This is a genomic window from Pseudomonas sp. G11-1 (genome assembly GCF_024031555.1).
In the GTDB taxonomy this organism is placed as follows: Bacteria; Pseudomonadota; Gammaproteobacteria; order Pseudomonadales; family Pseudomonadaceae; genus Halopseudomonas; species Halopseudomonas bauzanensis.
In genome coordinates, this window is the sequence record NZ_QEYQ01000001.1 from 695,327 (window position 1) to 717,160 (window position 21,834).

Genomic DNA, 21,834 nt, shown 5'->3' on the forward strand with positions numbered 1-21,834 from the left:
CCTGACTATGGCTGCAAAGCCAAGCACCCGCGACCGTATCCTGCAAGCCAGCCTGCACCTGTTCAATACCCAGGGCGAGCGCAACATCACCACCAACCACATCGCCAGCCACCTGGGCATGTCACCCGGCAACCTCTATTACCATTTTCGCAACAAACCCATGATCGTTGCCGAGCTCTTCAACGAGTTCGAAAGCAAGATGGAGGTTTTCTTTACCTTGCCAGCAGAGGCCAGCGTCACCCTGGAGGACAAGGCCCGGTATCTGGAAAGCCTGCTGGACCTGCTGTGGCAGTTTCGCTTCATGCATCAGGGCCTGGAATACCTGCTCGAAGCCGACCCCGAACTGGCCGCCCGCTATCGACAATTCGCCCAGCGCAGCTTGCGCAGCACCCAGCACATCTATCAGGCCTTTGCCGACGCGGGCATCCTGTTGCTGAGCCCGCAGCAGGCGGAGTCCCTGAGTATCAATGTGTGGATCGTGCTGAGTTCCTGGATGCAGTTTCTGACGACCACCCGGGGTATCCAGTCCGATCTGGATGAGCAGCTCATGCGCCGCGGCATCTATCAGATACTGGTCCTGGAAGAAGGGTATGTGGCACCCGAGTATCAAGAGGCGGTCAGCGCCCTGCGCGACCGCCTCTATGTGCCGCTGGGAGAGATCAGCGACGGCGACGACGCAGTCGCGTCCGCAGCCACCAGCCAAGCAGCAGCACCAGAATGACCGCACCCAGCAGCAACTGATGGCCATGACGGTCAAGCAGCTGTTCACGGGCGTTGCGGTTCAGCTGTTCCCAGGCGTTGTAGTCCTCCGGCACCTCGACGAGCCCATGCTCGGCCACGAAACTGTGATAAGCCTCCATCAGCGCAGCGACACGTTCGGGCTGCTGAGCTGACAGGTCGTTACGCTCCAGTGGATCATCCTGCATGTTGAACAACAGCATGCCGGCACGTGAAGCAATGGCGCTGGAATTCGATACCACCAGTTTATAGTCGCCCTGCCAGATGGCTATGCCGCCGGCCAGTTCGTAGACAACCACCTCGTCGTCCGCATGAATGCGGTCACTCTCTCCACGCAGTAGCGGCGCCATGCTGGTGCCCATGATGCGATGCACCTCGCGTCCCTGATACTCACCGTCCGGCACCGCGGTGTTACTCAGCTCCAGCAGCGTGGGGGCGATATCAGTCACATAACCGAAGGCTGAGGTGCGTGAGCCCGGCTCGATCACACCCGGATACCGCACGATCATCGGCACCCGCAGCCCGCCATTGAAAGGCGAGCCCTTGTAGGAGTAGAACGGCGTGTTGGCGGCATAGCCCCAACCGGGGCCATATTCGCTCCAGCTGCCGGGGCGACCCAGGTCCGCATAGTCCTGATCGTAGCGCAAGCGGTAGAACAGCGGCGCTATTTCGGTCAGTACCGTGGACTCGGCGCCATTGTCGCTCATGAAGACAATCAGCGTGTTGTCATAATCGCCACTGGCCTTGAGGTGACTGATGACCCGGCCGATGCTTTCGTCCATGGCTTCGGCCATGCCTGCGTAGACCGCCATCTGCCGGGCGCGATAGGCGCGCTCTTCGTCGCTGAGGCTGTCCCAGTCGATTGGCTGGGTATCATAAAAAGTGCCCCAGTCGTTGCTGATGACCGACTCGGCAGTGCGGGGCAGCAACCCCATGGCGGTCAGCCGTTCATAGCGCTGCTGGCGAAGCACATCCCAGCCACCCTGGTAGGTATCGGCGTATTTTTCCACATAGGCTTCGGGCGCATGATGCGGCGCGTGCACGGCCTGGAATGCGAGGTAGGCAAAAAATGGCTTCTCACTGCCCTGCTCACTGCTCAGGTATTCGATCAGCTTGTCGGCATAGTAGAACGACGAATAGAAATCATCCGGCAGACTGATCGGCTGACCATCTTCAACCCAGGTCGCCGTGCCGGCGGGCAGGTAGTGCTTGGCTTCCCAGTTGTCAGCCCCGCTTTCAAGCAGGGCCACCGAACGATCAAATCCCCTGGCGTTGGGCAAGCTCTCCGGCCGTGAGCCCAGATGCCATTTGCCGGCCATATAAGTGCGGTAGCCGGCATCTCGCAGCAGGGTCGGCAAGGTCACGGCCTGATCATTGAGCCAGGTTTCGTAACCGGGCTGGCCTTTCTGGTTGTCGGCCATGATCTCCTTCATGTTGCCCATGCCGACCTTGTGGCTGGTCACGCCGGTCATCAGCATCGCCCGCGTCGGGGAGCAGGTCGCGGCCACGTTGAAGTTGCTGAACTGGATACCTTCGGCAGCCAAGGTATCGATATTCGGTGTACTGATCTCTCCACCGTAGGCGCCAGGATCGGAAAATCCCATGTCGTCGGCGACGATCAGCAGAATATTGGGGCGAGTGTCAGCCTGACCGTATAGCGGCGCGAGCAACGCAAGCGTGCCCAACAGCAGGGCCAGGGGAGGAAGTCTGAGCATGGTGTGCGATCTCGTCTGTCGTAGTTGTTATCCGTGTTCTTGATTATATAGAGCAATTACTCTACTTTGTAAACAAGCCGGCTGACCAACCCGCTCGGCGGATAGCTGCAAGTGCTTGATCAAGGCTCCAACGCAAGTCCAAAAACAACAGCAATTGGAGAAAGAAATGCATAAGACAAAAGCGCGGCTCTACGGCGTTACCCTGAGCATGCTGGCGACCGGGGCAGCAGCCCAGAGCCTCAGCCAGTCGGAGATCGATCAGTTGGGCACCAACCTTACCCCCATTGGTGCGGAAAAGGCCGGCAATGCTGACGGCACCATCCCGGAGTGGACGGGCGGGTTGCCGCAGGATGCGGGCCAGCCTCTGGCCAATCACTTCCTGGAAAACCCCTTCCAGGATGAACAGCCCGAGTTTGTGATCATCGCGAGCAACTACCAGCAATATAAAGACCAACTGACACCCGGTCAGGTGGCGCTGTTCGAGCGCTATCCCGACTCCTTCCGCATGCCCATCTATCCGTCCAGGCGTACCGTCGGTTACCCGCAGACGGTTTACGATCAGGTCAAAGAGACCGCCGGACAGGCCAGATTGCTGAATGGTGGCGATGGTGTGGAAAACGTCACGCCGGGCTCGTCTTTCATATTTCCGCTGCCCAAGTCAGGTGGCGAAGTGATCTGGAACCATATGACCCGCTATCGTTTGAATGCGCACCGCTGGTACATGCAGGTGATGCCGCAAACCAACGGTTCATATACCTTGATCAAGCTGGAAGAGAATATCGGCTACCCGGAACAGATGCCGGATATCGACCCCACGACCATGCCCAACACCCTGCTGTTCTTCAAGCAGCAGATCAACGCACCCGCGCGCCTGGCCGGTAATGTCCTGCTGGTTCACGATACGCTGGATCAGCTGAAAGAGCCGCGCATGGCCTGGGTTTACAATGCCGGCCAGCGGCGTGTACGCCGCGCTCCGCAGGTGTCCTATGATGGCCCGGGCAGCGCCTCCGATGGCATGCGTACCGTGGACAACTTCTCCATGTACAACGGCGCACCTGACCGGTACAACTGGACGCTGGTCGGCAAGAAGGAAGTCTACCTTCCGTATAACTCTGCCAAACTGACCACTCCAGGCCTGAAATACGCTGACGTCATCAAGGCCGGACACATCAATCCGGAGCATACGCGCTTCGAGCTGCATCGCGTCTGGGAAGTACAGGGCAACGTGAAGGACGGACAGCGGCACATCTACAGCCAGCGAAATTTCTTCATCGACGAGGATTCATGGATGATTGGCCTGGCGGATCACTATGATGGCCGGGGCGCGCTATGGCGTGTGGCTGAAGGCCACCTCAGCTTCAATTACCAGTACCAGATTCCCGGTTATGCCCTGGAAACCCTGTATGACATTATTGCCGGCCGCTACATAGCCCTCGGCATGTACACCGAGGAAGCCTCTGCCCCACAGCTCGACGGCACTCCGCCCACTTACAACCAATTTACCCCTGCTGCCTTGCGCGCTGCCGGCGTACGCTGATTCGACCGGGCCGTATTCCCCGGATGATCCGCCGACTTGCTAGAATAGGCTCCTTTCATCCCGGGAATCGGCACATGGATATCAGTCTGGCCCGCACCTTTCTGGAGATCGTCCGCTGCGGCAGCTTTGTCGCGGCAGCGGAGCGGTTGCATGTCACCCAGGCTGCCATCACCTCGCGCATCCAGAGCCTGGAAAGCCAGCTCAACTGCACCCTATTCATCCGCAACCGCTCCGGCGCCAGGCTGACGGTCGACGGCGAGGCATTCATTACCCATGCCACGCAGATGATCCAGGCCTGGGACAATGCCCAGCGCGACCTGCCGCTGCTGAAAGGCTTCAGTGATGTGCTGCACATTGGTGGTGAGGCCAGTCTGTGTACGCCACTGATTCTGGATTGGGTGCGTGCGCTGCGCCGGGAAATTCCAGAACATTCGGTGCGCGCCGAGATCGGCGACAGCAGCACCCTGATGCAACGCGTCGAACAGGGCTCGCTGGATGCGGCGCTGGTGTATCAACCGGAATACCTGCCCGGCCTGCAGGTGGAAGAACTGCTGGAAGAAAAGCTCATCCAGGTGAGCCTGCCCGGCCAGCCGGAACCCTACGTCTACATCGACTGGGGCGAAGGCTTCCGGCGCCAGCACGACGCCGCCCTGCCCGACAAGGCCCGCGCCCCGGTCGCCTTCAACCTGGGCCCGCTGGCATTGCAATACATCCTTGAAGCCGGCGGCTCGGGCTACTTCCGCAGCCGGGTTGTCCAGAGCTATATCGACAATGGTCTGTTGGAGCCGGTCAACATGGCGCCGGAGTTCAGCTTTCCGACTTATCTGGTGTATTCGCGCCAGCGGGAATCGGCCATCCTCGACCAGGCGCTGAAACTGCTGCGCTCTCTCGCCCATACCAATCAGGATTGGTCCCAGCGCTGGGATCCGATGATCTGAACCTGGCTTGCCGCAGCTTGCGATGAGCCAATAACAGACCTAGAATACGCCTCGCCCGCAGCAGGCTAACTCCCTCTAGCCCGCCGGCCTCCTTCCCCATCTGGTTCTGCTTTTCATGACAATGTCGAATACCGCCCACCAGGGCAGCTGGCTCAGCGTTGTTGCGCTGGCCCTGGCTGCATTCATATTCAATACCACCGAATTCGCCCCGGTGGCGCTGCTCAGCGACATCGGCGCCAGCTTCGGGATGCAACCCGAGCAGGTCGGCCTGATCCTCACCATCTACGCCTGGCTGGTCGCACTGATGTCGCTGCCGCTGATGCTGCTGACGCGCAATATCGAGCGTCGCCGGCTGCTGATGGGAGTCTTCATTCTGTTCATCATCAGCCATCTGCTGTCATTCGTGGCCTGGAGCTACGAGGTGCTGGTGATCAGCCGCATCGGGATTGCCCTCGCCCATGCCGTGTTCTGGAGTATCACCGCTTCGCTGGCGGTTCGCGTCGCCCCGCCGGGACGGGAAGCGCAAGCCCTGGGACTGCTAGCCACAGGCACCACCCTGGCCATGGTGCTGGGCATCCCGCTGGGTCGACTGGTCGGTGAAATGGTCGGCTGGCGAGTCACCTTCCTGGGCGTCGCCATGATCGCCCTGCTGACCATGGTCGCCCTGGCACGCATGCTGCCGTTGCTGCCGAGCCAGAACAGCGGTTCGCTCAGCAGCCTGCCGGTACTGGTCAAGCGCCCGGCACTGATGGTGGTCTATGGCCTGGTAGTCATCTGTGTAACCGCCCAGTTCACCGCCTACAGCTACATAGAACCTTTTGCTCGGGACATTGCCGGCCTGTTCGGCAACCAGATCACCGGGTTGCTGCTGGTATTCGGTGGTGCCGGTCTGTTCGGCGCGCTGATCTTCAGCCGCTGCAGCCCCTTCTATCCGCGCAGCGTGCTGGTCGGCAGCATGTTCGCCCTGACCTTCTGCCTGTTGCTGCTGTTGGCGTCGGCCACGAACATCTGGACCCTGGGTATTCTGTGCTTCGTATGGGGTGCGGCTATTCTCGGGTTGACGCTGGCATTGCAGTCCCGCGTTCTGCGCATCGCCTCGGATGCTACTGATGTGGCCATGTCGCTGTTTTCCGGCCTGTACAATCTGGGCATCGGCGCTGGCGCGCTGCTTGGCAGCCAGGTGACCACGCATATGGGCCTGGCAAATGTCGGCTTGGTCGGCGGCGTGCTGGGCCTCGGCGGCCTGCTCATCTGCCTCACCGCCCTGTGGCGCCTGCCGCCGCAGATGCCGGTGACCCAGGCGGCATAAGCCGACGCGGATTTTTGGCGCCGGCGGCCCAGCGCTGCCGACGCCCTTTGCCTTTCAGAATACGCAAGACCTTGGAAGGTCGAGCGAGCCCAGGCTCTACGTCCTAACCTACTCCTCCCGCCCTCGCAACAAGTCCGCCAACGCCGCCAACGCCGGGATACTCAACGGCATCGTCTGCGCACTGCTGGCAATCGGATGCGAGGACAGCCGCACCATCACCATCCCCACCGCCGGGTTGATGTGGATCATCTGACCATGCACACCCAGCGCTTCAAAGGCGCCATCCGGGTTGTGGCTGATCCACCACTGGTTGCGATAGGAATACCCCGGCTGGAAATCGCGGCCGGCCGCCTTGAACTTATCCCGGTCGCCACCCTCACGGATCTTTTCGATTGCCGCGGCGCTGATGATCTGCTGGCCGTTGAATTCACCACCCAGCCTGACCATCTCCGCAAACCGCGCCAGATCCCGCAACGTCACGTTCAGACCCGCGCCCGCCCACTCGGCCCCCTTGGAGTCGAGCAGCATATACGCATCCTCTTCAGTCCCCAGCTTGCGCCACAGACGTTGCTCAATCAACGCAGCGGTGGACATGCCAGTCACCCGCCGCAGAATCCAGCCCAGCACCTCGGTGTGGGTGGTGCGATAGCGAAACGATTGCCCATGTTCATCCACACCGGCAGCAATGGTGGGCAGATAACTGTACAGGTCCCGCGCGCCCGGGTAGTCATGGGGCACCGGCCCCATACCCGCGGCCAGCGAATACTTGACTACATCGGAATTGCGATCAGCATAAACCTCGCTGTAATCGATATCCGCAGTCATATCCAGCACCTGCTGCACCGTCGCCCCACGCCAACCGCTGTTTTCCAGCTCTGGCAGATAGCCCGTGACCAGCGCCGCAGGATCCAGCTCGCCTTCTTCGATCAACTGTGTAGCCAGCAGCCCCACAAAGGACTTGGTCACCGACCAGAGAATATGCGGCTCATCCTCGGGCACGCCCGCTTGATAGCGCTCAAACAGGACCTTGCCGTGCTGCATGATCAGCACGCCATCAACATAGGTCGAATCCAGATATTGCCCGAAGCTCATCTGCTCACCATCAGGGCCGGTGAAAGTCAGATCGGCAATCTGCTGCTCCATCCCCTCGGCCTGTGGCAATACGGAAACAGCCTCATGACCACGCGCCACCCGCCGCGAAGGAAACAGCTCCCGCGCATGATGGAAACTCCAGCGCGGATTGGGGTAAGGCCGCATGAAACCCGCCTGGGTTATCTGCTTATCGGCGGCTGGCGGGAAGCCCTGCATCAATTGCAGTTGGTCGGTACGTACAGAGACAGGGTCGGGAAGATCGGCAGCAATGCCGTGCGCGGATAGCAGAACAGTAGTCAAAGCCAGCCCCCTTAATCCAGATACTCTCATGACAGCGATCCAGGTGATTGTTGTTGTGGTTTGAGGGTATCCAACCTGGCGGGCTTAGGCCAATGAAAAACGGAGCGGATTATTTTGCTGAATGAGCGGGAATGACTTGGATGAGGATCGCATCTCTGACGCACATTATGAAAAATGCCAGCCCGTTGCGGGCTGGCTTCTCGATAGTAGCCTTATTTATTAGTTATTCCCACGAAGCCTCACCCGCACTTGTATAGGACAGAACGTCCATTCCCGACATCAGGCTCGATTGCGGGGTGGCCACGATGGTATAGCTCTGATTGGACGCTCCGACATTCACCACTGCCTGATAGTGTTCGCTAGCATCTAAATCTGGCGAAAGGGCAGCCGTAGCACCGTTATATGAAAAGTTCTTCGCCCGGTAAGCTTCCAACGCACTTGCCAACTCCATGATTTGCCCCTGCGCCTCAGCCTCACGGGTCTGCTGGACATAGCGTTGATAGGATGGATAAGCGATAGCCGCCAGAATAGCCACTATCACCACTACGATCATGAGCTCGATCAGGCTGAAACCTGCCGCTCCCCGTGACCATCTCCTCATTGCATTATTCATCCGCGTCTTCTTCCTCGAGAGTCCCTTCAGCTATTGCCCGGAACTTGTTGGCTTCATCCTTGGGCAACTGCATCCAGCGCCGCTTGCGGAGGTTCGGATCGCCGAGATCGCCTTCTCCAACCACCTCCGGACCTACCACGATCACCAGGTTACCGTCTTCATCCACCAGCAGTGTGGGTGTTGGAGGCGGTGTGCTCTGATCCAGGGATTGACTGCGACTGTCCGGTGCGTCTCCCGTCAGCGACGCTGGTGCGCCGGTGCGCATGTTCACCGTATGAAGATAGGCGCCACCGTAGCGAACCGCACAGGGGTTTTCGTACTCCTGATCCTCTGTGGGAGCGTAAGTCGAGAACATGATCTTGTTATCGAAAATCACCGGCGACGAAAGTGCTTTCTCGCCACTGCGCCCGGCCTCTTCCTTGAACAGGTAATACCAGCCTCGATCAGTGGTTTCCACCGCATTGGTAACTACGTTCGCCATATTCCCCAGCGTAGCCATGTCTGAGGAGCTCTCTTGCAGAGCCCCATCATCAATGACGACGAATATACCCTCCTCGGTATCTTCATCCAGAGGATGAGCGCGATAGCCGGAACCAGCTACCACATAAAGCAGGTTCTTGACTCCCGATTTGGCATACGCAACGGCTGGCGCCTCGAAGAACCGGCGGTGATCGGCACCGGTACCGCCCAGATCCGCAATACGGGTTACGCTGGGCTTATTACCCGTACCGCTCATGTCTGCCCGGAATAGCTGACCACCCAGATCACCGAAGTAGAGATGATCGGCAACCCCATCGAAGTCAATATCGACGACCGAAATGCCGCCTGGGATCGCCCATTTCATATCAGCATTGGAAAGGGCACTCCATATCAACGTGCCATCCTCCGCATTGACTATGTAAACAGCGTTGCCCTCACCGTCAGCCGCTGACCGCGTATGGGTCGGGCCATCATGATCATCCGGACTGTATCCGCCGCCGAAGATCAAGGCCGGCACATTTCCGGAAGCGGTCTTAACCTTGGTCAACGTTGGTGTAGACCAGGTTTGCCCGAGTTGCTCAAAGCCTGCGTCCCCGCTGCTGATTTGCCATTTCATTTTGGGAGAGCTGGGCGTTGTAACATCCAACGCATAGTAATGTTTACCTCCACGGCGCATACCGCCATAGATATATACTTTCTCTGGGCTATCTTCCAGCGTCTCTCCAGGCTTGCGCCAGGCGATCCAACTGCCATCCAGACCATAGATCTGGCGCCGGTTTGCTTGCGTCAGGCCCGGTTTCTCGATGGTGAATTTTTTGGCTTCCTTGAAGAGCTCATACGGCATAAAGGCGGCAGTCTCGCTGCCATCTTCGGTGTCGATAACATGCAACATGCCGCCATTGGTGGAAACGAAGACGTAGTTCTTGTCATCACCGTAGTTCACCATCAAAGGCACACTGTGCATGGGGTCACCCCATACGGTTTTCAGGCTGTCGAGCATCAAAGTGCGACTTGCTGCGGCATTACTCCCTGTCAGATCAAAAAAGGAATTATTGGGCGTATCGGTACTCGTCCAAGAAAACTCTTTGATTGCGCCACCAGCTTGGTCCGTATAAAACAGCTTGCGTGTGCCGACGTTCTCCCGGGCTCCGCCCTTGAACACGTCAGCTCCGTCAATTTCCGAACTCCAAAAGCTGCGCGCGTCCTGGCTGAAAAAACCTGTAGTAGCATCAACGGCTGGGCCATTCTGGCCATGAATCTGCTGATTTTTTAGCTGATAGCGTTTCAGGTTGCCTTCCCAGAAACTGCTCTCTGCTGGCTGAAACACCGCATAGTACAGTTCATCCAGATGCTGGAAGCGGTTCATGGAATTGACCGCGACGCCGGGCGCGGCGATCGTGCGAGAATCCTTGTCGATAAGATCGAGAATGTCGAGAAATGCCTGCGCCAACTCGTCGGCATCATCGGCGTATCGGACGTCGTCAGTACCACCCGCCTTTGCCACTTTGCGCATATTCTTGACTTCGTTGGAATCTTGGCCAACCCCGAATGCAATTTGCCAGGTCTTTATGGGTTTTTTACCTCGCGGGCTCTCGCCTTGTAAAAACTCGGCAAGCTTCGCCTGGCAGGCAAAGCTATTCTTCTCATGGCTCGTTCCAAAAAAATCGGATGTACTTTGGCAAGAGCCTCCAGAAATATCGGTGACCTTCGAATGATCGGAGTCTTGAGTAGGCGCACCGTCTGTCATGACAATGATATGGTTGCTTTCGCATTGATTGGCCATCGTCATCGGGCTTTCGTAGGACGCTGCGCTGACTACATTATCGGACCACTCTCGACAGGAACCTCCAGACCAGTATCTAGTGCAAACCCTCTCAATGCCCAGAAAGTTAACAGCAGGACGTGGGGAGTTGGATATAGCTTCCCCTATCTTTGCATAAGCAGTTGGCGACATCCCCAACATATATCGGGCGGCTTCCGAATAAGCTTCCATCACCGGTGTATTCGCTGTTCCCTGCAGATTATTGACGATGCTTTTAACATCCACCTTCTTGGTATTGTCCAGCTCCGACACAGGGTAAAAGACATAGCCGCCATAGCCAGAGTTGTCGTGTCCACCGTTGAACTTGGCCAAGCCGATTTTCACGTTTTCTTCCAGGCCCTCCACCATGGTAGAGAACGCGTTACGCAGTGCCACCATGGGAGTGTGTTGATTACTACAATTACGAGAAGTATTGTTGCCCGCCCGTGGGTCACACATACTCCCGGATGTATCGATCAGAAAGAGCACATTCGCAGAAGGCTTGTTCTCAGAATTTTCCGCATTCGCCTTGGCGAAGTATATTTCCGTATCATCGGCATAACTTAGAGCCGGTATGGATAGCCCCGCAGCAACCATCAGGCTGGTCGCAAGATTCCGTATGAGCGTGTGCATGTCCCTGCTCCTCATTTGATATCTGAAGCCGGCATGATTCCCCGCTTCAGCGCTTCCTGTAGATGATAGTTTTCTAGATTCAGACTTGGCATATCGCTTTCGGCGAGCATGTTAACCTGATAATCGACAAATACGCTGCCGGTTCCGGTAAGGCTAACCTGCGCACCATCAATGGGAGAGTATCCCGCGTGGTAACTTACTGAGCGCGCACGCAGCAGATTCCGTTCATCCATGAAGGTATTTGCACCACACGCACCTGTTGCGTCCGTGTTGGCGTTATCGACACAGAACTCGACGGCTCCACCACCCAGCGCCGCGTAGAGAGTCTGGTCTGTCATGGTGCTCAGATGCCGATAAGTTACTCCCAGAGCAGTCTCAGCTGCCTCAAAGGTCATAGCGTCAGCCTGAATACCCGTGGCCACCTTGCCGGAGAAAATACTCGAACGAAGGGCAGAAATTCCCATCACGGAAACCATCACAAGAATAATCAGCGCAACCAACAAAGCTGCACCGCGCTGCGAGGCACGCACCCCGGCTCCTGAGTTCCGTTTCATTACACACCTTCCCAGTCGTAGTTACGCAGTTGCACCGTGGAATTGAATACCCGCCGCAAGTTCGAGTCGGCGGAATCAACCTTCTGATCCAGCACCCAATGAGTGGTATTTGCCGATTGTGACTGACGGAATCGATCAGAGGACAATAACAACGCAAAGCGGATAGCGACCACCACGGAATCCGCAGTCAGGTTGTTCGCGGTAACGAACTGCGTTACGCCCAGCTCGCCATCTTTATTACCGTCAATACCGTAAAGAACCTGGAAGCTTTCGACTCCGCTCACCAAGTCCACGGTGGTGTTAGTCAATACGCTGCGACATTGCAAAACCTCGTTATTCACGCTGTAAACATTGTGAATTTCGCGCTCGAGCGAGTAGGTCTCACCTGCACAGGTCGAGGTACCCCAGTAATGAACTGCAAGCGCATCGTTGGTGCCATTGCTGCTGTTGATAAGATCGATGGGGGGGATAGCACCGGCTAGAGCGCTGCCGCGGCCCGCCTGGCGAATATCCGCCACCATATAACGGATCGCCTGCTGTCCATCTTCATGCAACTCCGCCACAGCTTGCTGTAATGAGAATGTCCGCTGGTTGGTCATGAAAAGTTGCAAGGCCGCCAGGGTCAGAATCAGCCCGATGAGCATCGCGACCATCAATTCAATAAGTGTGAAGCCTTGTTGGTTTCGCTTCATCGCGCGATCTCCATGACAAAACAGCGGCTACCTTCGTCCACCAGCAATCCGCTGTTATCCATGCAGGCGGCAGGGTCCTGCTCGTCCCAACTGACGATGACGCAGATCAACTGATTGTTGAATTCGCAATTAGATGCCATCACGCGTCCCGCCGGAAGGAGATTGGCGGCCTGCCAAGCAAGTTGTGCGATATCCCAGCTTGCTACAGCGTCTGCATCACAGGCACTGGTAATGCAATCGGCAGGGGGCGTTCCGCCTGCACTTCCAGCCCCCCAATTGCTAGTCAGGTAGCTTTCGCGCTTTGACGGGTTCAACTCAAACCGCTCGATCGCATCCTGCACGATCAGTACAGCAGCAGCCCGGTAATTGGCTTCATCGCTCTTGCTCAATGCGGTCATCTGCAGTCCAGCAAATCCCAGTACGCCCACGGCGAGCACTAGCAAAGCGATCAGCACTTCCAGCATGCCCACGCCCCGCTGGGATGATTGATCAATCATGAGCATTCTCCGGGCGCGATCTTGCCGAAGAAGGAAACGCAGAAAACTCGGCTCGCAATGTTGGTATCGGTATGTGAAATGGTGAACTCCGCTCCACCACCTTGTATGCCGCCTCGCGCGACAAATAGCAGCTCCCCGCTCCCCTGCGTACGAGCAACGCTTACCCCTTGCCGGGGCAGATAATCAGCGTCTTCTCCCATCGAGTCGTTCACAAAATTAAGGGCCCAGCCGTCATCCCAACCGCCTGCAGCTGGCCGAACCTCGATATTGGAACGGGTGCTCATTGATTGCTGGCGCGCCATGTTGATCGTAGACATCAGATCATTAGTAGTGGCTTTTACAGCATTATTCCGGGATACGGTCTGAAAGGAAGGAACCGCTACGCCCAATAGAATCGCGGCGACAGCGATAGTCACCATCAATTCAATTAACGTGAAGCCTTTCACTTTATCCATCACAATCCTCCTGATAGTGATAGCACTATATGGCGCGAGCCGGCTAGAGGCCCGTACTTGATGACAAGCGGCTGAATTCGAGGAGCAGATGGTATTGTCAGCTAGCAAACCCAATATGGATCATTGCTATTTATAGGTTCACTCCCACCCCACCAACAGATCCCCCGTCCCCCTTACATCCTGCCGCGTACTTCCCATCACCCGCACCGCCTGCGCCGCCCGCTCCGGCTGAAACACAAAACAAGCCCCCGCGCGTGCCCGCATGGCTACGCCCGCGTTGGGGATCAGGTCCAGGTCGAACCCCTTGCTCGCCGCCACCATCACCGCCCGTCGCTGTACGAACAAGGCTTCCAGCATCTGGTCATCCAAGTGCTCGTCCGCCCACGGCATGACGCTGCGCAGGTCTTGTTGGTTACACTGATCCTCGCTGTCGATTACCGTGCCACGCAGGCGCCAGTCGAGTAGTTTTTCATCATCCAGCCAGAGCTGGGCGTGACGGTACTCGTGCATCGCGCCGACCACTTTGGCGACGTATTCCCGCCTCCCCGGTCGCAGTGCCTGGGACAGGGCCACCATCAGCAGGTCATATTGATGCGTGCATTGCTGCTTGCTGTCGATATCCGGCAGGTTGATGGCGATGCGTTGGCGCAGGGGCTGACCAACGAAGGCCTGCAGTTGCCGCTCTGCCTCGGGGCAGAGGGTCCATGGCGTACGTCGGGCGGTGCTGGCTACTGAGGTGATGCACTCACCATCGTGACCCAGCTGTAACACGAAATAATGGTGCTCATCCTCCATGGCAACCAGGCATTCGGTCGGGCTTACATCAAAAATCACCCGGCGGAAGAAAACGTGGGGGGAGTCCAGCTCTTGCATGGCACGCCTCAATGTCTGTTTTTATTGGTCGGCATTGTCGCCCAGAATGTCTCAGTCATAGACAGCCTACCCGTTTATCGACTGGCCCAGAAGGCTGATTCGCCACATCAATACCTTACAAAAACAGAACAATCTCTACAGCTTCAAACGTCTTCTGGCGTGTTTCTATCTATACAATCACCCATTCGGGCCTGGATCACTACCGCCGAGTATCCGACAATTCATGCAGATATCAGGAGAACAGGCATGCATAAACTGATCGGCGCACCAGTTTCACTTTATACCGGCAAGGTACGCTGCTATCTGCAATTCAAGGGCATCAGATTTGAAGAAGTTCTGTCCACGCCGCAGATTTTCAAGGAGCTGATCATTCCCCGAACCGGGGTGCGTTATATTCCGGTGCTGGTGACGCCGGATGACCAGGTAATCCAGGACTCCACCGAAATCATCGACCATCTGGAACATCATTTCCCGAACAGGTCCGTGTACCCAACCGGTCCTTGTCAGCGGCTGGTTGCGCTGCTGCTGGAAATCTACGGTGATGAATGGCTGGTTAATCCCGCCATGCTCTATCGCTGGAAGATCGAAGAAAACCGCGAGTTTGCCATTCAGGAATTCGGTCGCACTCGCCTGCCCAGCGCCAGCGCAAAAGAGCAATATGCCGCTGGACTGGAGGCATCCGGTCCCTTTGCCGGCGCCCTACCCCGTCTGGGCATCACCGATCATTCCCGCGCTGCCATCGAGCAAAGTTATCTGTCGCTGCTCGATGAACTGAACATCCACTTCAGCGATCATGACTATCTGCTCGGCGATCAGCCCTGCATCGGCGACTTCGGCCTGATTGGCCCCCTGTATGCCCACCTCTATCGCGACCCTGCTTCCGGACGCTTGATGCGCGAGCGTGCGCCGCAGGTAGCGCGCTGGGTTGAGCGCATGATCAGCCCGGACGCAAGCAGCCATGACGGCGGCTTCCTGCCGAATGATCAGGTACCGGAAACGCTATTGCCCATCATCAACCGGATGTTCGATGAACAGGTACCCGTACTGCTGGAAACCGCTCGGCAACTGAAAGAATGGACCGAGGCCAACCCCGACGCCGAGGACATTCCCCGCGCTATCGGCACGCTGCGCTATCGGCTGGGTGACATGGAGGAAGAGCGACTGGTGTTTCCGTATAACCTATGGATGTGGCAGCGCGCCCATGATTTCTATGGCGAACTCACTGGCGATCATCGCGCGGGGATAACTGCGATACTTAACGACGCGCAGATCCATGCTCTCGCCACTCCGTTGTCCGTTCGGTTACAGCGGCGGAATAACAAACTGAAACGCCAGACAGAATCGGGGCAGTAAGCTGCCCCGTTTGCCGATGACTTTCAGCCTTTCAACACATAAGCCAGAATATCAACCACCTGCTCCGTAGTCGTCGCCCAGGCCATCGCCGCAGCATCAACTTCTTTCAGCGGGTGGACAATATCCTCGGCATGCAGGGTGACGTAGGGTGTACCCAGCGCAGCGCAGTAACCGGCATCGAAGGCGGCATTCCACTGCTTGTATTTATCTCCAAAGCGCACCACCACCAGATCGCTCTGCTCGATCAACGTCTTGGTGCGGATGGCGTTGACCTTGGCTGATTTGTGGTCGCGCCAGAAGGCATTGTCTTCCGCACCCAGATGGTCACCCGCCGCGTCGCTGGCGTCGTGATTGGTCACCGCCGAAGTGAAAACGACATCCAGGCCCTCGGCCTCAGCGCCGCGCTGAATCTCATCGCGCCAATCGGTATGAATTTCGCCGGAAAGATAAACGTAAAAGGACATGGAGCCTCCGCTAGCAAAAGGCCCGACCATACCAGAGGCACCGGCAAAGGCAAAACAGCGGTCTGTTTGTGAATCCATTATTCGCACGGCGCAAAAATTTCTTAACAGACGCAGGGCATCATCTATCAGCAAACCTCCATCCAGTGGAGGGCTGTTCCGCCATTACAGGGAGTTACACGTTGAAAACCACCTCAGGGCTGCGAGCCCGATTAGTAAAGTTATCGCTTGCCGGGCTTGTCTGCCTTTCTTTTCCAAGCATCGCCGCACCACTGCAACTACAGATTAATGGCTCCAACACCATAGGCGCTCAGTTGGCACCCCTGTTGGTTGAAGGCATGTTGAAAGAGTCAGGTGCTACGGAAATTGATATACAGCTCGATGCCGAACCGCAGGAACACCGCATCACCGCCGTAGGCGCTCAGGGCGAATCGATCGAAATCAGTCTGAACGCACATGGCTCTACCACGGGCTTTACCGGGCTGATCGACCGCACAGGGCAGATCGCAGCATCGTCCCGACCGATCAAGGACAGTGAAGTCACAGCACTGAAAAATGCCGGAAACATGCTCAGCAAGGAAGCAGAGCAGGTGATCGGCCTGGATGGCCTGGCGGTCATCATGCACCCGGAAAACCCGCTCGACAGCCTCAATATCGAACAGATTGCCCGGATATTTTCCGGCCAGGTCTCCGATTGGGCGCAGCTCGGCGGGCGCCAGGGTAAAATCAGGGTACACGCCAGGGACGGTAACTCCGGGACCTGGGAGACCTTCCGGGACCTGGTGCTGAAACCCAATCAGGTGGATCTGCTCGCAGATGCCCACCGCTACGAATCCAACGCAGACCTGTCCCGGGCCGTCAGCAGTGATCGCAATGCTGTCGGCTTTGTTGGCCTGGCCTATATACAGGAAGCCAAGGCGCTGTCCATCACCGCTGGTGACTCCCGCCCCATGTACCCCAGCAAAGCGCTGGTAGCCACAGAGGATTATCCGCTGGCCCGCCGGCTGTATATGTACATCAGCCCCGAGGAAACCAACCCGCTGGCACTGGGGTTAATTGCCTTCACCCAGAGCAAAGCCGGGCAGGATATCGTGGACCAGGTGGGCTTTGTCGGCCAGAACATCACAGCCGCTCGGATCGCACCGCAGCCCTATATGCCGGACGACTATCGCAAACTGGCCGAAGAAGCGCACCGCCTGTCGGTCAACATCCGCTTCAATGAAGGCAGCGCCCGGCTGGATAACAAGGCCTGGCAGGACATCGACCGCCTGCTCGAATATCTGCAGACTGAAAACAAGACCGAGTACAAGGTGGTCCTGGTAGGCTTTAGCGACCCGAGAACCAGAGGCGCCGAACTATTGTCGCGCCTGCGAGCCAGAACGGTCAGCGCCGCGCTGGCCGGCCAGGGCATCTTCGTCAAGGACGTTATGGGCATCGGCGATGACCTGCCGGTAGCCGCCAACACCCATGACGATGGCCGAAACAAGAACCGGCGCGTGGAACTCTGGGTGTACTGAGCCGCCCGGCATCAAGTTGGCAGAACCGCGCATAATCAGGGTTACAACGATTGCATTTTCTGGCAATGTAGCGCCCATGACTCCGCACCGCGTCGCCAGATTGCGCACCCGGGGCGGGTCAATGTGATATCGGGAGAGACTGCCGGCTTGATCCGCCGCAGCGCCGAAGGAGCAACCGCCCCGGAAACTCTCAGGCAAACGGACCGCTATCACCGGTAAACTCTGAAGAGCCGCCCGTTACGTCGTCGGGCGCACCGAAGGAGCAAGCGGCAGCGCATTGGCGCCGCCGTGAAACTCTCAGGTCCAGAACAGAGGGGGCGCTCGCCGCGCATGGTGCGCACGGGCCTCAATCCCCTGACGTTACTGGAGCTACAACAATGAAAACAATCGCTGTCGTTGGTGGCGGGATCACCGGTATCACCACCGCCTACGCCCTGAGCAAACGCGGCTTCGCCGTTACCCTGTTCGAAAAACACCGCTACGCCGCCATGGAAACATCCTTCGCCAATGGCGGCCAGCTGTCGGCCTCCAATGCCGAGGTCTGGAACCACTGGTCGACCATCGTCAAGGGCCTGAAATGGATGCTCAAGAGCGATGCGCCGCTACTGGTCAACCCCAAGCCCAGCTGGCACAAGCTTTCCTGGTTCGCCGAATTCATCGCCTCGATCCCCAGCTACAACCAGAACACCATCGAAACCGCACGCCTGGCAGTGGCCGCGCGTGAGCATCTGTTTGCCTGGGCTGAAGCGGAAGGCATCGACTTCGACCTGAAGAAAAAAGGCATCCTGCACATTTACCGCGACAAGGCAGGTTTCGACCACGCTGGACGGGTATCCCAGTTGCTAGCCAAAGGGGGCCTACCCCGCCGCAGCGTAACACCGGAGGAAATGCGCAGCATCGAGCCCACCCTGGCCGGCCAGTATTACGGCGGTTACTTCACCGAATGCGACTCCACTGGCGACATCCACAAGTTCACCAACGGCCTGGCGGCGGCTATCGATCGGCTCGGCGTGCGCTGCCTTTACAACCAGGACGTGAAAGCGGTCACCACCGATGGCAAGCGCGCCAGCGTGACCACGGGCAGCAATGCTGGCGATGAGACACAGCATTTTGACGGTGTAGTGGTCTGCGCCGGCACCGCCAGCCGCGACCTGGCCGCCCAGTTGGGCGACCGGGTAAACATCTACCCGGTCAAAGGCTACTCCATCACCGTCAACCTCACCGACGAGATCAGCCGCGCCTCAGCACCCACCGTCAGCTTGCTCGACGATGAAACCAAACTGGTCACCAGCCGCCTGGGCAATGACCGCTTCCGTGTGGCCGGCACCGCCGAGTTCAATGGCTACAACCGTGACATTCGCGCCGACCGCATTCGTCCGCTGGTGGATTGGGTGAATGAGTGCTTTCCCGGCGTCAACACCCGCAGCGTCGTGCCCTGGGCCGGCTTACGGCCGATGATGCCAAACATGATGCCCAAGGTCGGGCGCGGCAAGTCGCCCTGCGTGTTCTACAACACCGGGCATGGCCATTTGGGTTGGACACTGAGCGCCGTTACGGCGGATATGATTGGTGGTGTGGTCGAGCAGGCGTTGGGAAGTAATGCGAAAGCTGCTTCCCCGCAGCCGGCTCACGCGTAAACCCGGGGCAAGACAGCGAGACTGGTGTGGTCTCGCTGTCGCTTTATAGCGGTTGGGTGATGTATTTACCTGTCGCCCAGGCCGATTACCCGATCAGTAAGTCAGCTCAGTGCCGCTGACAGTAATCACCCGCTGATGGGAATATTCGTCCCGCGGGATGGTGCCAACCGAGGGACGGGCCTTCAGGTAATCCACCAGGCTCTGCGTGTATAACAAGCCGGTGTTGATCGACCGGCCATCTGCGGTCACCTCGCCCAGGGTTAGATACCCATCGCGCCCTTCACCAAGAAAATCATTGGTGACCATGACGTAGGTCTGGGTCGGGTTGATGGGTGCCCACAGGTCATCCGCACCTTTCACTTCGACGTTGCTGAAGCGGCTACCGCGTGGCTGCGACATATCCAGATCCCAGCGCAGCGCTGCAGCGTAAGGATGTGAACCGTCACCACCGCCATTTTCCACATGGCTCCACACGGCATCTTCCAGGGCGGCAACCGTCTCCGCACCAGTTATATCCAGCTCGACCAGCACGTTGGTGAACGGCAGCATGGTTGCAGCAGTATCGAAGGTGATGACACCTGCCGCCATGGGTGTTCTCACACCACCGGCGTTCTGCAGGGAGAAGTCAGCCCGCTTGCTGGCTTCAAGGAAAGCCCCGGCCACCAACTGCGCTGCGTCGCTGCCCTGGGCCAGCTGATCTGCCATCTCACAACCAGGAACCCCACCACTGCGGGTGGTCCCTGGCACTCGCACCAGGCAGAAGGGAACCTCGGCAGAACCAATCTGCTCCTGCCGGGCAGCGTCCAGTTGGTCCTGATAACGGTCGAGAATACTCTGGGCATCCGGGTCCGGCTGAGCCACCGCCACTTCCGGCATTTCGGCCAGCACCTGCAGCAGCGCCGCTGTTTCCGTCTCGTTCAAGGGCGCGTCATCGCGCTGGAACTCGTCGCCGATAACCAGCGACGCCTGACCGCCACAACTTTCCACCGCACCCTCGGCATTGAAGTTGACCGTCATCAGACCGAACACCTTGGTGTATTCCCAGGCCTGCCCGATGCAGACCATCTCGCCATCACGGTTGGTCACCACAGTCGGATAAGCCAGCGGCGTATCGTCAGGGCCCTGCAGGCCCAGATTGCGGAAATCCCCCACCAGCGTATGAGAGTCACCGCCGATAATCACATCCACCCCACTCAACCGGGCAGCCATGTCGACATCATTCTGATAGCCCTGATGCGTGAGCAGCACGATATGCTCGACGCCCTGCTCCTGCAGTTCGTCGATGCTGCGCTGGGCGGCAGTGACCTCGTCTTCGAATACCGTGGTGGGCAACGGGCGAGATGAATTCTGCGTCTTGCCTGCAATATCGATACCGACGATGCCCACCTGGACGCCATCCACCTCGGTCACCACATGTGCCTTGATGTAGTCATCCACCGCTGATGGGGCCAATGGCGTGCCCACCGCGGGCTTGACGTTGGCCGCCAGTGCGGGGGTGTTACAGCTGCCATCGGCCAGATGATCCAGGAACGCTTTCAGTTGGGCGTCGCCATCGTCAAACTCGTGGTTACCCAGGGCAAAGGCGTCAAAGCACACCGTGTTCATCAGCTCGGCATCCGCCCGACCTTCGTAGAAGGTGTAATACAGGGTGCCGGTAACGGCATCGCCGGCGTGCAACTTGAGCAGATTCGCGTGTTCGGCTTCCGCCTCGTTGAACAAACGGGTTATCCGCGGAAAGCCCCCCACCTCGACCGTCGTAGGCTGACCATCCAACTGCAGCGTCAGCTCGAGTGGCTCCAGATTGGAATGATGGTCGTTGATATGGGCAATATTCAGCACCAGCGGCTGGCCGCTGTCTGCGTTATCGGAGGATGAGTCACTGTCGCTGTTACAGGCGGCCAGGGCAATACAGGTTGCCAGAAGGCTGAAGCTTTTCCATTGCATACTGGGCATGACGGGGCGTCCATGAGAGGTGGATTCCCGTACAAACTATGGGCCCAGCGTGACGCGGCAATGACGGCAAAAAGACAATTGATTACAGGTCGGTAAGCAAGCCCAGAAGGCCCATCCTGAAGGAGTGCTCGATGATGCGGGCCATCGAGACTACGGAAGAGCGCCTTGTTATGAAGCAAGGCACTGAGGATGAGGAGTAAAGCATAGTCAGCACGCAGCTGGTTTGTGCATAAAGAGCGCACATGGCTACGATTCCGGCAAAAGCTGGTTTTCGTTCCAGAATGAGATAGCGTCTACTGTTGCTGCCACGTTGACCATCAGCGACTCACGCTGGGCCAGCTCCGCACATGTGCCCATGAATACAAATCCTCAATCAGGTTTTACCTTGATCGAACTGCTTATTGCGCCCTCGCTCTAGTCATCGGTCTGCTTGGCATAGCGTCGCTGACAATACACAGCAAGCAGTCGAACCAGAGCACTTATATGCGCAGCCACGGAAAAATATACCTGCCCCCTTTATTCTTGACCCTTTACTCCTGCCCCTCTTATTGTTCTCACGGCGCAAAGACCACTCAGAGCAGAAAGCAAGTCAGGTAGGAGCTCGCTACCTCAAAGCTAAAAAATAATAACCCCCGAATACCGGGGGTTATTTTGAAGCCAAGGGTACGGGGCAGATTAGTAACGAA

19 protein-coding genes and 2 riboswitches are annotated in these 21,834 nt (G+C 57.8%); of the genes, 8 read left to right on the forward strand and 11 right to left on the reverse strand.

What is annotated here, in order from left to right; all coding sequences use genetic code 11:
- The first annotated feature begins 7 nt into the window (after positions 1 to 7).
- Positions 8 to 721 (forward strand): TetR/AcrR family transcriptional regulator, encoded by a 714-nt coding sequence (locus DHB74_RS03230; RefSeq protein WP_051610688.1) that lies wholly within the window; start codon positions 8 to 10, stop codon positions 719 to 721.
- On the opposite strand, the gene DHB74_RS03235 is transcribed toward DHB74_RS03230, so the two are convergent.
- The gene (locus DHB74_RS03235; RefSeq protein WP_036988460.1) at positions 660 to 2,453 is read right to left on the reverse strand and encodes an arylsulfatase; all 1,794 of its coding nucleotides are present in this window, start codon (positions 2,451 to 2,453) and stop codon (positions 660 to 662) included. The genes DHB74_RS03230 and DHB74_RS03235 overlap by 62 nt on opposite strands.
- Before the next feature lie 166 nt (positions 2,454 to 2,619).
- Between DHB74_RS03235 and DHB74_RS03240 the strand changes: the two genes are divergently transcribed.
- The 3 genes from DHB74_RS03240 to DHB74_RS03250 all read left to right on the forward strand — a co-directional run bounded on the left by DHB74_RS03240 (position 2,620) and on the right by DHB74_RS03250 (position 6,237).
- Complete coding sequence (locus tag DHB74_RS03240) at positions 2,620 to 3,990, forward strand: DUF1329 domain-containing protein (RefSeq protein WP_499160786.1); 1,371 nt, start codon at positions 2,620 to 2,622, stop codon at positions 3,988 to 3,990.
- Between the two features lie 74 nt (positions 3,991 to 4,064).
- Positions 4,065 to 4,928: a LysR family transcriptional regulator gene (locus DHB74_RS03245; RefSeq protein ID WP_036988458.1), complete on the forward strand. Its 864-nt coding sequence runs from the start codon at positions 4,065 to 4,067 to the stop codon at positions 4,926 to 4,928.
- Between the two features lie 121 nt (positions 4,929 to 5,049).
- Positions 5,050 to 6,237, forward strand: a complete 1,188-nt coding sequence (locus DHB74_RS03250) for a sugar transporter (RefSeq protein ID WP_499161023.1) — start codon at positions 5,050 to 5,052, stop codon at positions 6,235 to 6,237.
- 108 nt (positions 6,238 to 6,345) lie between these two features.
- Here DHB74_RS03250 and DHB74_RS03255 read toward each other — a convergent pair whose 3' ends face one another.
- From DHB74_RS03255 to DHB74_RS03290, 8 genes are all read right to left on the reverse strand, one after another.
- Entirely contained in the window at positions 6,346 to 7,629 is a 1,284-nt protein-coding gene (locus tag DHB74_RS03255) for a serine hydrolase domain-containing protein (protein WP_499160787.1), read from the reverse strand.
- 223 nt (positions 7,630 to 7,852) lie between these two features.
- Entirely contained in the window at positions 7,853 to 8,242 is a 390-nt protein-coding gene (locus DHB74_RS03260; RefSeq protein WP_499160788.1) for a type IV pilin protein, read from the reverse strand.
- Positions 8,235 to 11,156 (reverse strand): PilC/PilY family type IV pilus protein, encoded by a 2,922-nt coding sequence (locus DHB74_RS03265; RefSeq protein WP_499160789.1) that lies wholly within the window; start codon positions 11,154 to 11,156, stop codon positions 8,235 to 8,237. The genes DHB74_RS03260 and DHB74_RS03265 overlap by 8 nt, the downstream gene beginning before the upstream one ends.
- Positions 11,157 to 11,167: 11 nt before the next feature.
- A complete protein-coding gene (locus DHB74_RS03270; RefSeq protein ID WP_499160790.1) occupies positions 11,168 to 11,686 on the reverse strand; it encodes a pilus assembly PilX family protein in 519 nt (172 codons plus the stop codon).
- 23 nt (positions 11,687 to 11,709) lie between these two features.
- On the reverse strand, positions 11,710 to 12,402 hold the full coding sequence (locus DHB74_RS03275; RefSeq protein WP_499160791.1) for a PilW family protein: 693 nt from the start codon (positions 12,400 to 12,402) through the stop codon (positions 11,710 to 11,712).
- Positions 12,399 to 12,899, reverse strand: coding sequence for a type IV pilus modification protein PilV (gene pilV / locus DHB74_RS03280; RefSeq protein WP_499160792.1), 501 nt, complete (start codon positions 12,897 to 12,899; stop codon positions 12,399 to 12,401). Before pilV ends, DHB74_RS03275 begins: the two co-directional genes overlap by 4 nt.
- Positions 12,896 to 13,354, reverse strand: a complete 459-nt coding sequence (locus DHB74_RS03285) for a GspH/FimT family pseudopilin (RefSeq protein WP_499160793.1) — start codon at positions 13,352 to 13,354, stop codon at positions 12,896 to 12,898. Before DHB74_RS03285 ends, pilV begins: the two co-directional genes overlap by 4 nt.
- Positions 13,355 to 13,492: 138 nt before the next feature.
- The gene (locus tag DHB74_RS03290) at positions 13,493 to 14,227 is read right to left on the reverse strand and encodes a DUF2889 domain-containing protein (protein WP_499160794.1); all 735 of its coding nucleotides are present in this window, start codon (positions 14,225 to 14,227) and stop codon (positions 13,493 to 13,495) included.
- Between the two features lie 246 nt (positions 14,228 to 14,473).
- Between DHB74_RS03290 and DHB74_RS03295 the strand changes: the two genes are divergently transcribed.
- A complete protein-coding gene (locus DHB74_RS03295; RefSeq protein ID WP_499160795.1) occupies positions 14,474 to 15,580 on the forward strand; it encodes a glutathione S-transferase family protein in 1,107 nt (368 codons plus the stop codon).
- Positions 15,581 to 15,603: 23 nt separating this feature from the next.
- Here the strand turns inward: DHB74_RS03295 and DHB74_RS03300 are convergent, their stop codons facing one another.
- On the reverse strand, positions 15,604 to 16,044 hold the full coding sequence (locus DHB74_RS03300) for a YtoQ family protein (protein WP_499160796.1): 441 nt from the start codon (positions 16,042 to 16,044) through the stop codon (positions 15,604 to 15,606).
- Between the two features lie 335 nt (positions 16,045 to 16,379).
- Between DHB74_RS03300 and DHB74_RS03305 the strand changes: the two genes are divergently transcribed.
- Both DHB74_RS03305 and DHB74_RS03310 read left to right on the forward strand, forming a co-directional pair.
- Positions 16,380 to 17,558 (forward strand): substrate-binding domain-containing protein, encoded by a 1,179-nt coding sequence (locus tag DHB74_RS03305; protein WP_499160797.1) that lies wholly within the window; start codon positions 16,380 to 16,382, stop codon positions 17,556 to 17,558.
- A 120-nt stretch (positions 17,559 to 17,678) separates the two neighbouring features.
- Positions 17,679 to 17,774, forward strand: a riboswitch (glycine riboswitch).
- Positions 17,775 to 17,880: riboswitch (glycine riboswitch) on the forward strand.
- Positions 17,881 to 17,935: 55 nt separating this feature from the next.
- Positions 17,936 to 19,195, forward strand: coding sequence for a D-amino acid dehydrogenase (locus tag DHB74_RS03310; RefSeq protein WP_036988452.1), 1,260 nt, complete (start codon positions 17,936 to 17,938; stop codon positions 19,193 to 19,195).
- A gap of 93 nt (positions 19,196 to 19,288) precedes the next feature.
- Here the strand turns inward: DHB74_RS03310 and DHB74_RS03315 are convergent, their stop codons facing one another.
- Complete coding sequence (locus DHB74_RS03315; protein WP_499160798.1) at positions 19,289 to 21,148, reverse strand: bifunctional metallophosphatase/5'-nucleotidase; 1,860 nt, start codon at positions 21,146 to 21,148, stop codon at positions 19,289 to 19,291.
- A 355-nt stretch (positions 21,149 to 21,503) separates the two neighbouring features.
- Between DHB74_RS03315 and DHB74_RS03320 the strand changes: the two genes are divergently transcribed.
- Positions 21,504 to 21,566, forward strand: a complete 63-nt coding sequence (locus DHB74_RS03320) for a prepilin-type N-terminal cleavage/methylation domain-containing protein (protein ID WP_499161024.1) — start codon at positions 21,504 to 21,506, stop codon at positions 21,564 to 21,566.
- Positions 21,567 to 21,834 lie beyond the last annotated feature (268 nt).

Excerpts from the sequence above, each read along its gene's own strand:
- DHB74_RS03230 (WP_051610688.1), top strand. The coding sequence starts at position 8 with ATGGCTGCAAAGCCAAGCACCCGCGACCGTATCCTGCAAGCCAGCCTG.
- DHB74_RS03235 (WP_036988460.1), bottom strand. The coding sequence starts at position 2,453 with ATGCTCAGACTTCCTCCCCTGGCCCTGCTGTTGGGCACGCTTGCGTTG.
- DHB74_RS03240 (WP_499160786.1), top strand. The coding sequence starts at position 2,620 with ATGCATAAGACAAAAGCGCGGCTCTACGGCGTTACCCTGAGCATGCTG.
- DHB74_RS03245 (WP_036988458.1), top strand. The coding sequence starts at position 4,065 with ATGGATATCAGTCTGGCCCGCACCTTTCTGGAGATCGTCCGCTGCGGC.
- DHB74_RS03250 (WP_499161023.1), top strand. The coding sequence starts at position 5,050 with ATGTCGAATACCGCCCACCAGGGCAGCTGGCTCAGCGTTGTTGCGCTG.
- DHB74_RS03260 (WP_499160788.1), bottom strand. The coding sequence starts at position 8,242 with ATGAATAATGCAATGAGGAGATGGTCACGGGGAGCGGCAGGTTTCAGC.
- DHB74_RS03265 (WP_499160789.1), bottom strand. The coding sequence starts at position 11,156 with ATGCACACGCTCATACGGAATCTTGCGACCAGCCTGATGGTTGCTGCG.
- DHB74_RS03275 (WP_499160791.1), bottom strand. The coding sequence starts at position 12,402 with ATGAAGCGAAACCAACAAGGCTTCACACTTATTGAATTGATGGTCGCG.
- pilV (WP_499160792.1), bottom strand. The coding sequence starts at position 12,899 with ATGATTGATCAATCATCCCAGCGGGGCGTGGGCATGCTGGAAGTGCTG.
- DHB74_RS03285 (WP_499160793.1), bottom strand. The coding sequence starts at position 13,354 with ATGGATAAAGTGAAAGGCTTCACGTTAATTGAATTGATGGTGACTATC.
- DHB74_RS03290 (WP_499160794.1), bottom strand. The coding sequence starts at position 14,227 with ATGCAAGAGCTGGACTCCCCCCACGTTTTCTTCCGCCGGGTGATTTTT.
- DHB74_RS03295 (WP_499160795.1), top strand. The coding sequence starts at position 14,474 with ATGCATAAACTGATCGGCGCACCAGTTTCACTTTATACCGGCAAGGTA.
- DHB74_RS03300 (WP_499160796.1), bottom strand. The coding sequence starts at position 16,044 with ATGTCCTTTTACGTTTATCTTTCCGGCGAAATTCATACCGATTGGCGC.
- DHB74_RS03305 (WP_499160797.1), top strand. The coding sequence starts at position 16,380 with ATGTTGAAAGAGTCAGGTGCTACGGAAATTGATATACAGCTCGATGCC.
- DHB74_RS03310 (WP_036988452.1), top strand. The coding sequence starts at position 17,936 with ATGAAAACAATCGCTGTCGTTGGTGGCGGGATCACCGGTATCACCACC.
- DHB74_RS03315 (WP_499160798.1), bottom strand. The coding sequence starts at position 21,148 with ATGCCCAGTATGCAATGGAAAAGCTTCAGCCTTCTGGCAACCTGTATT.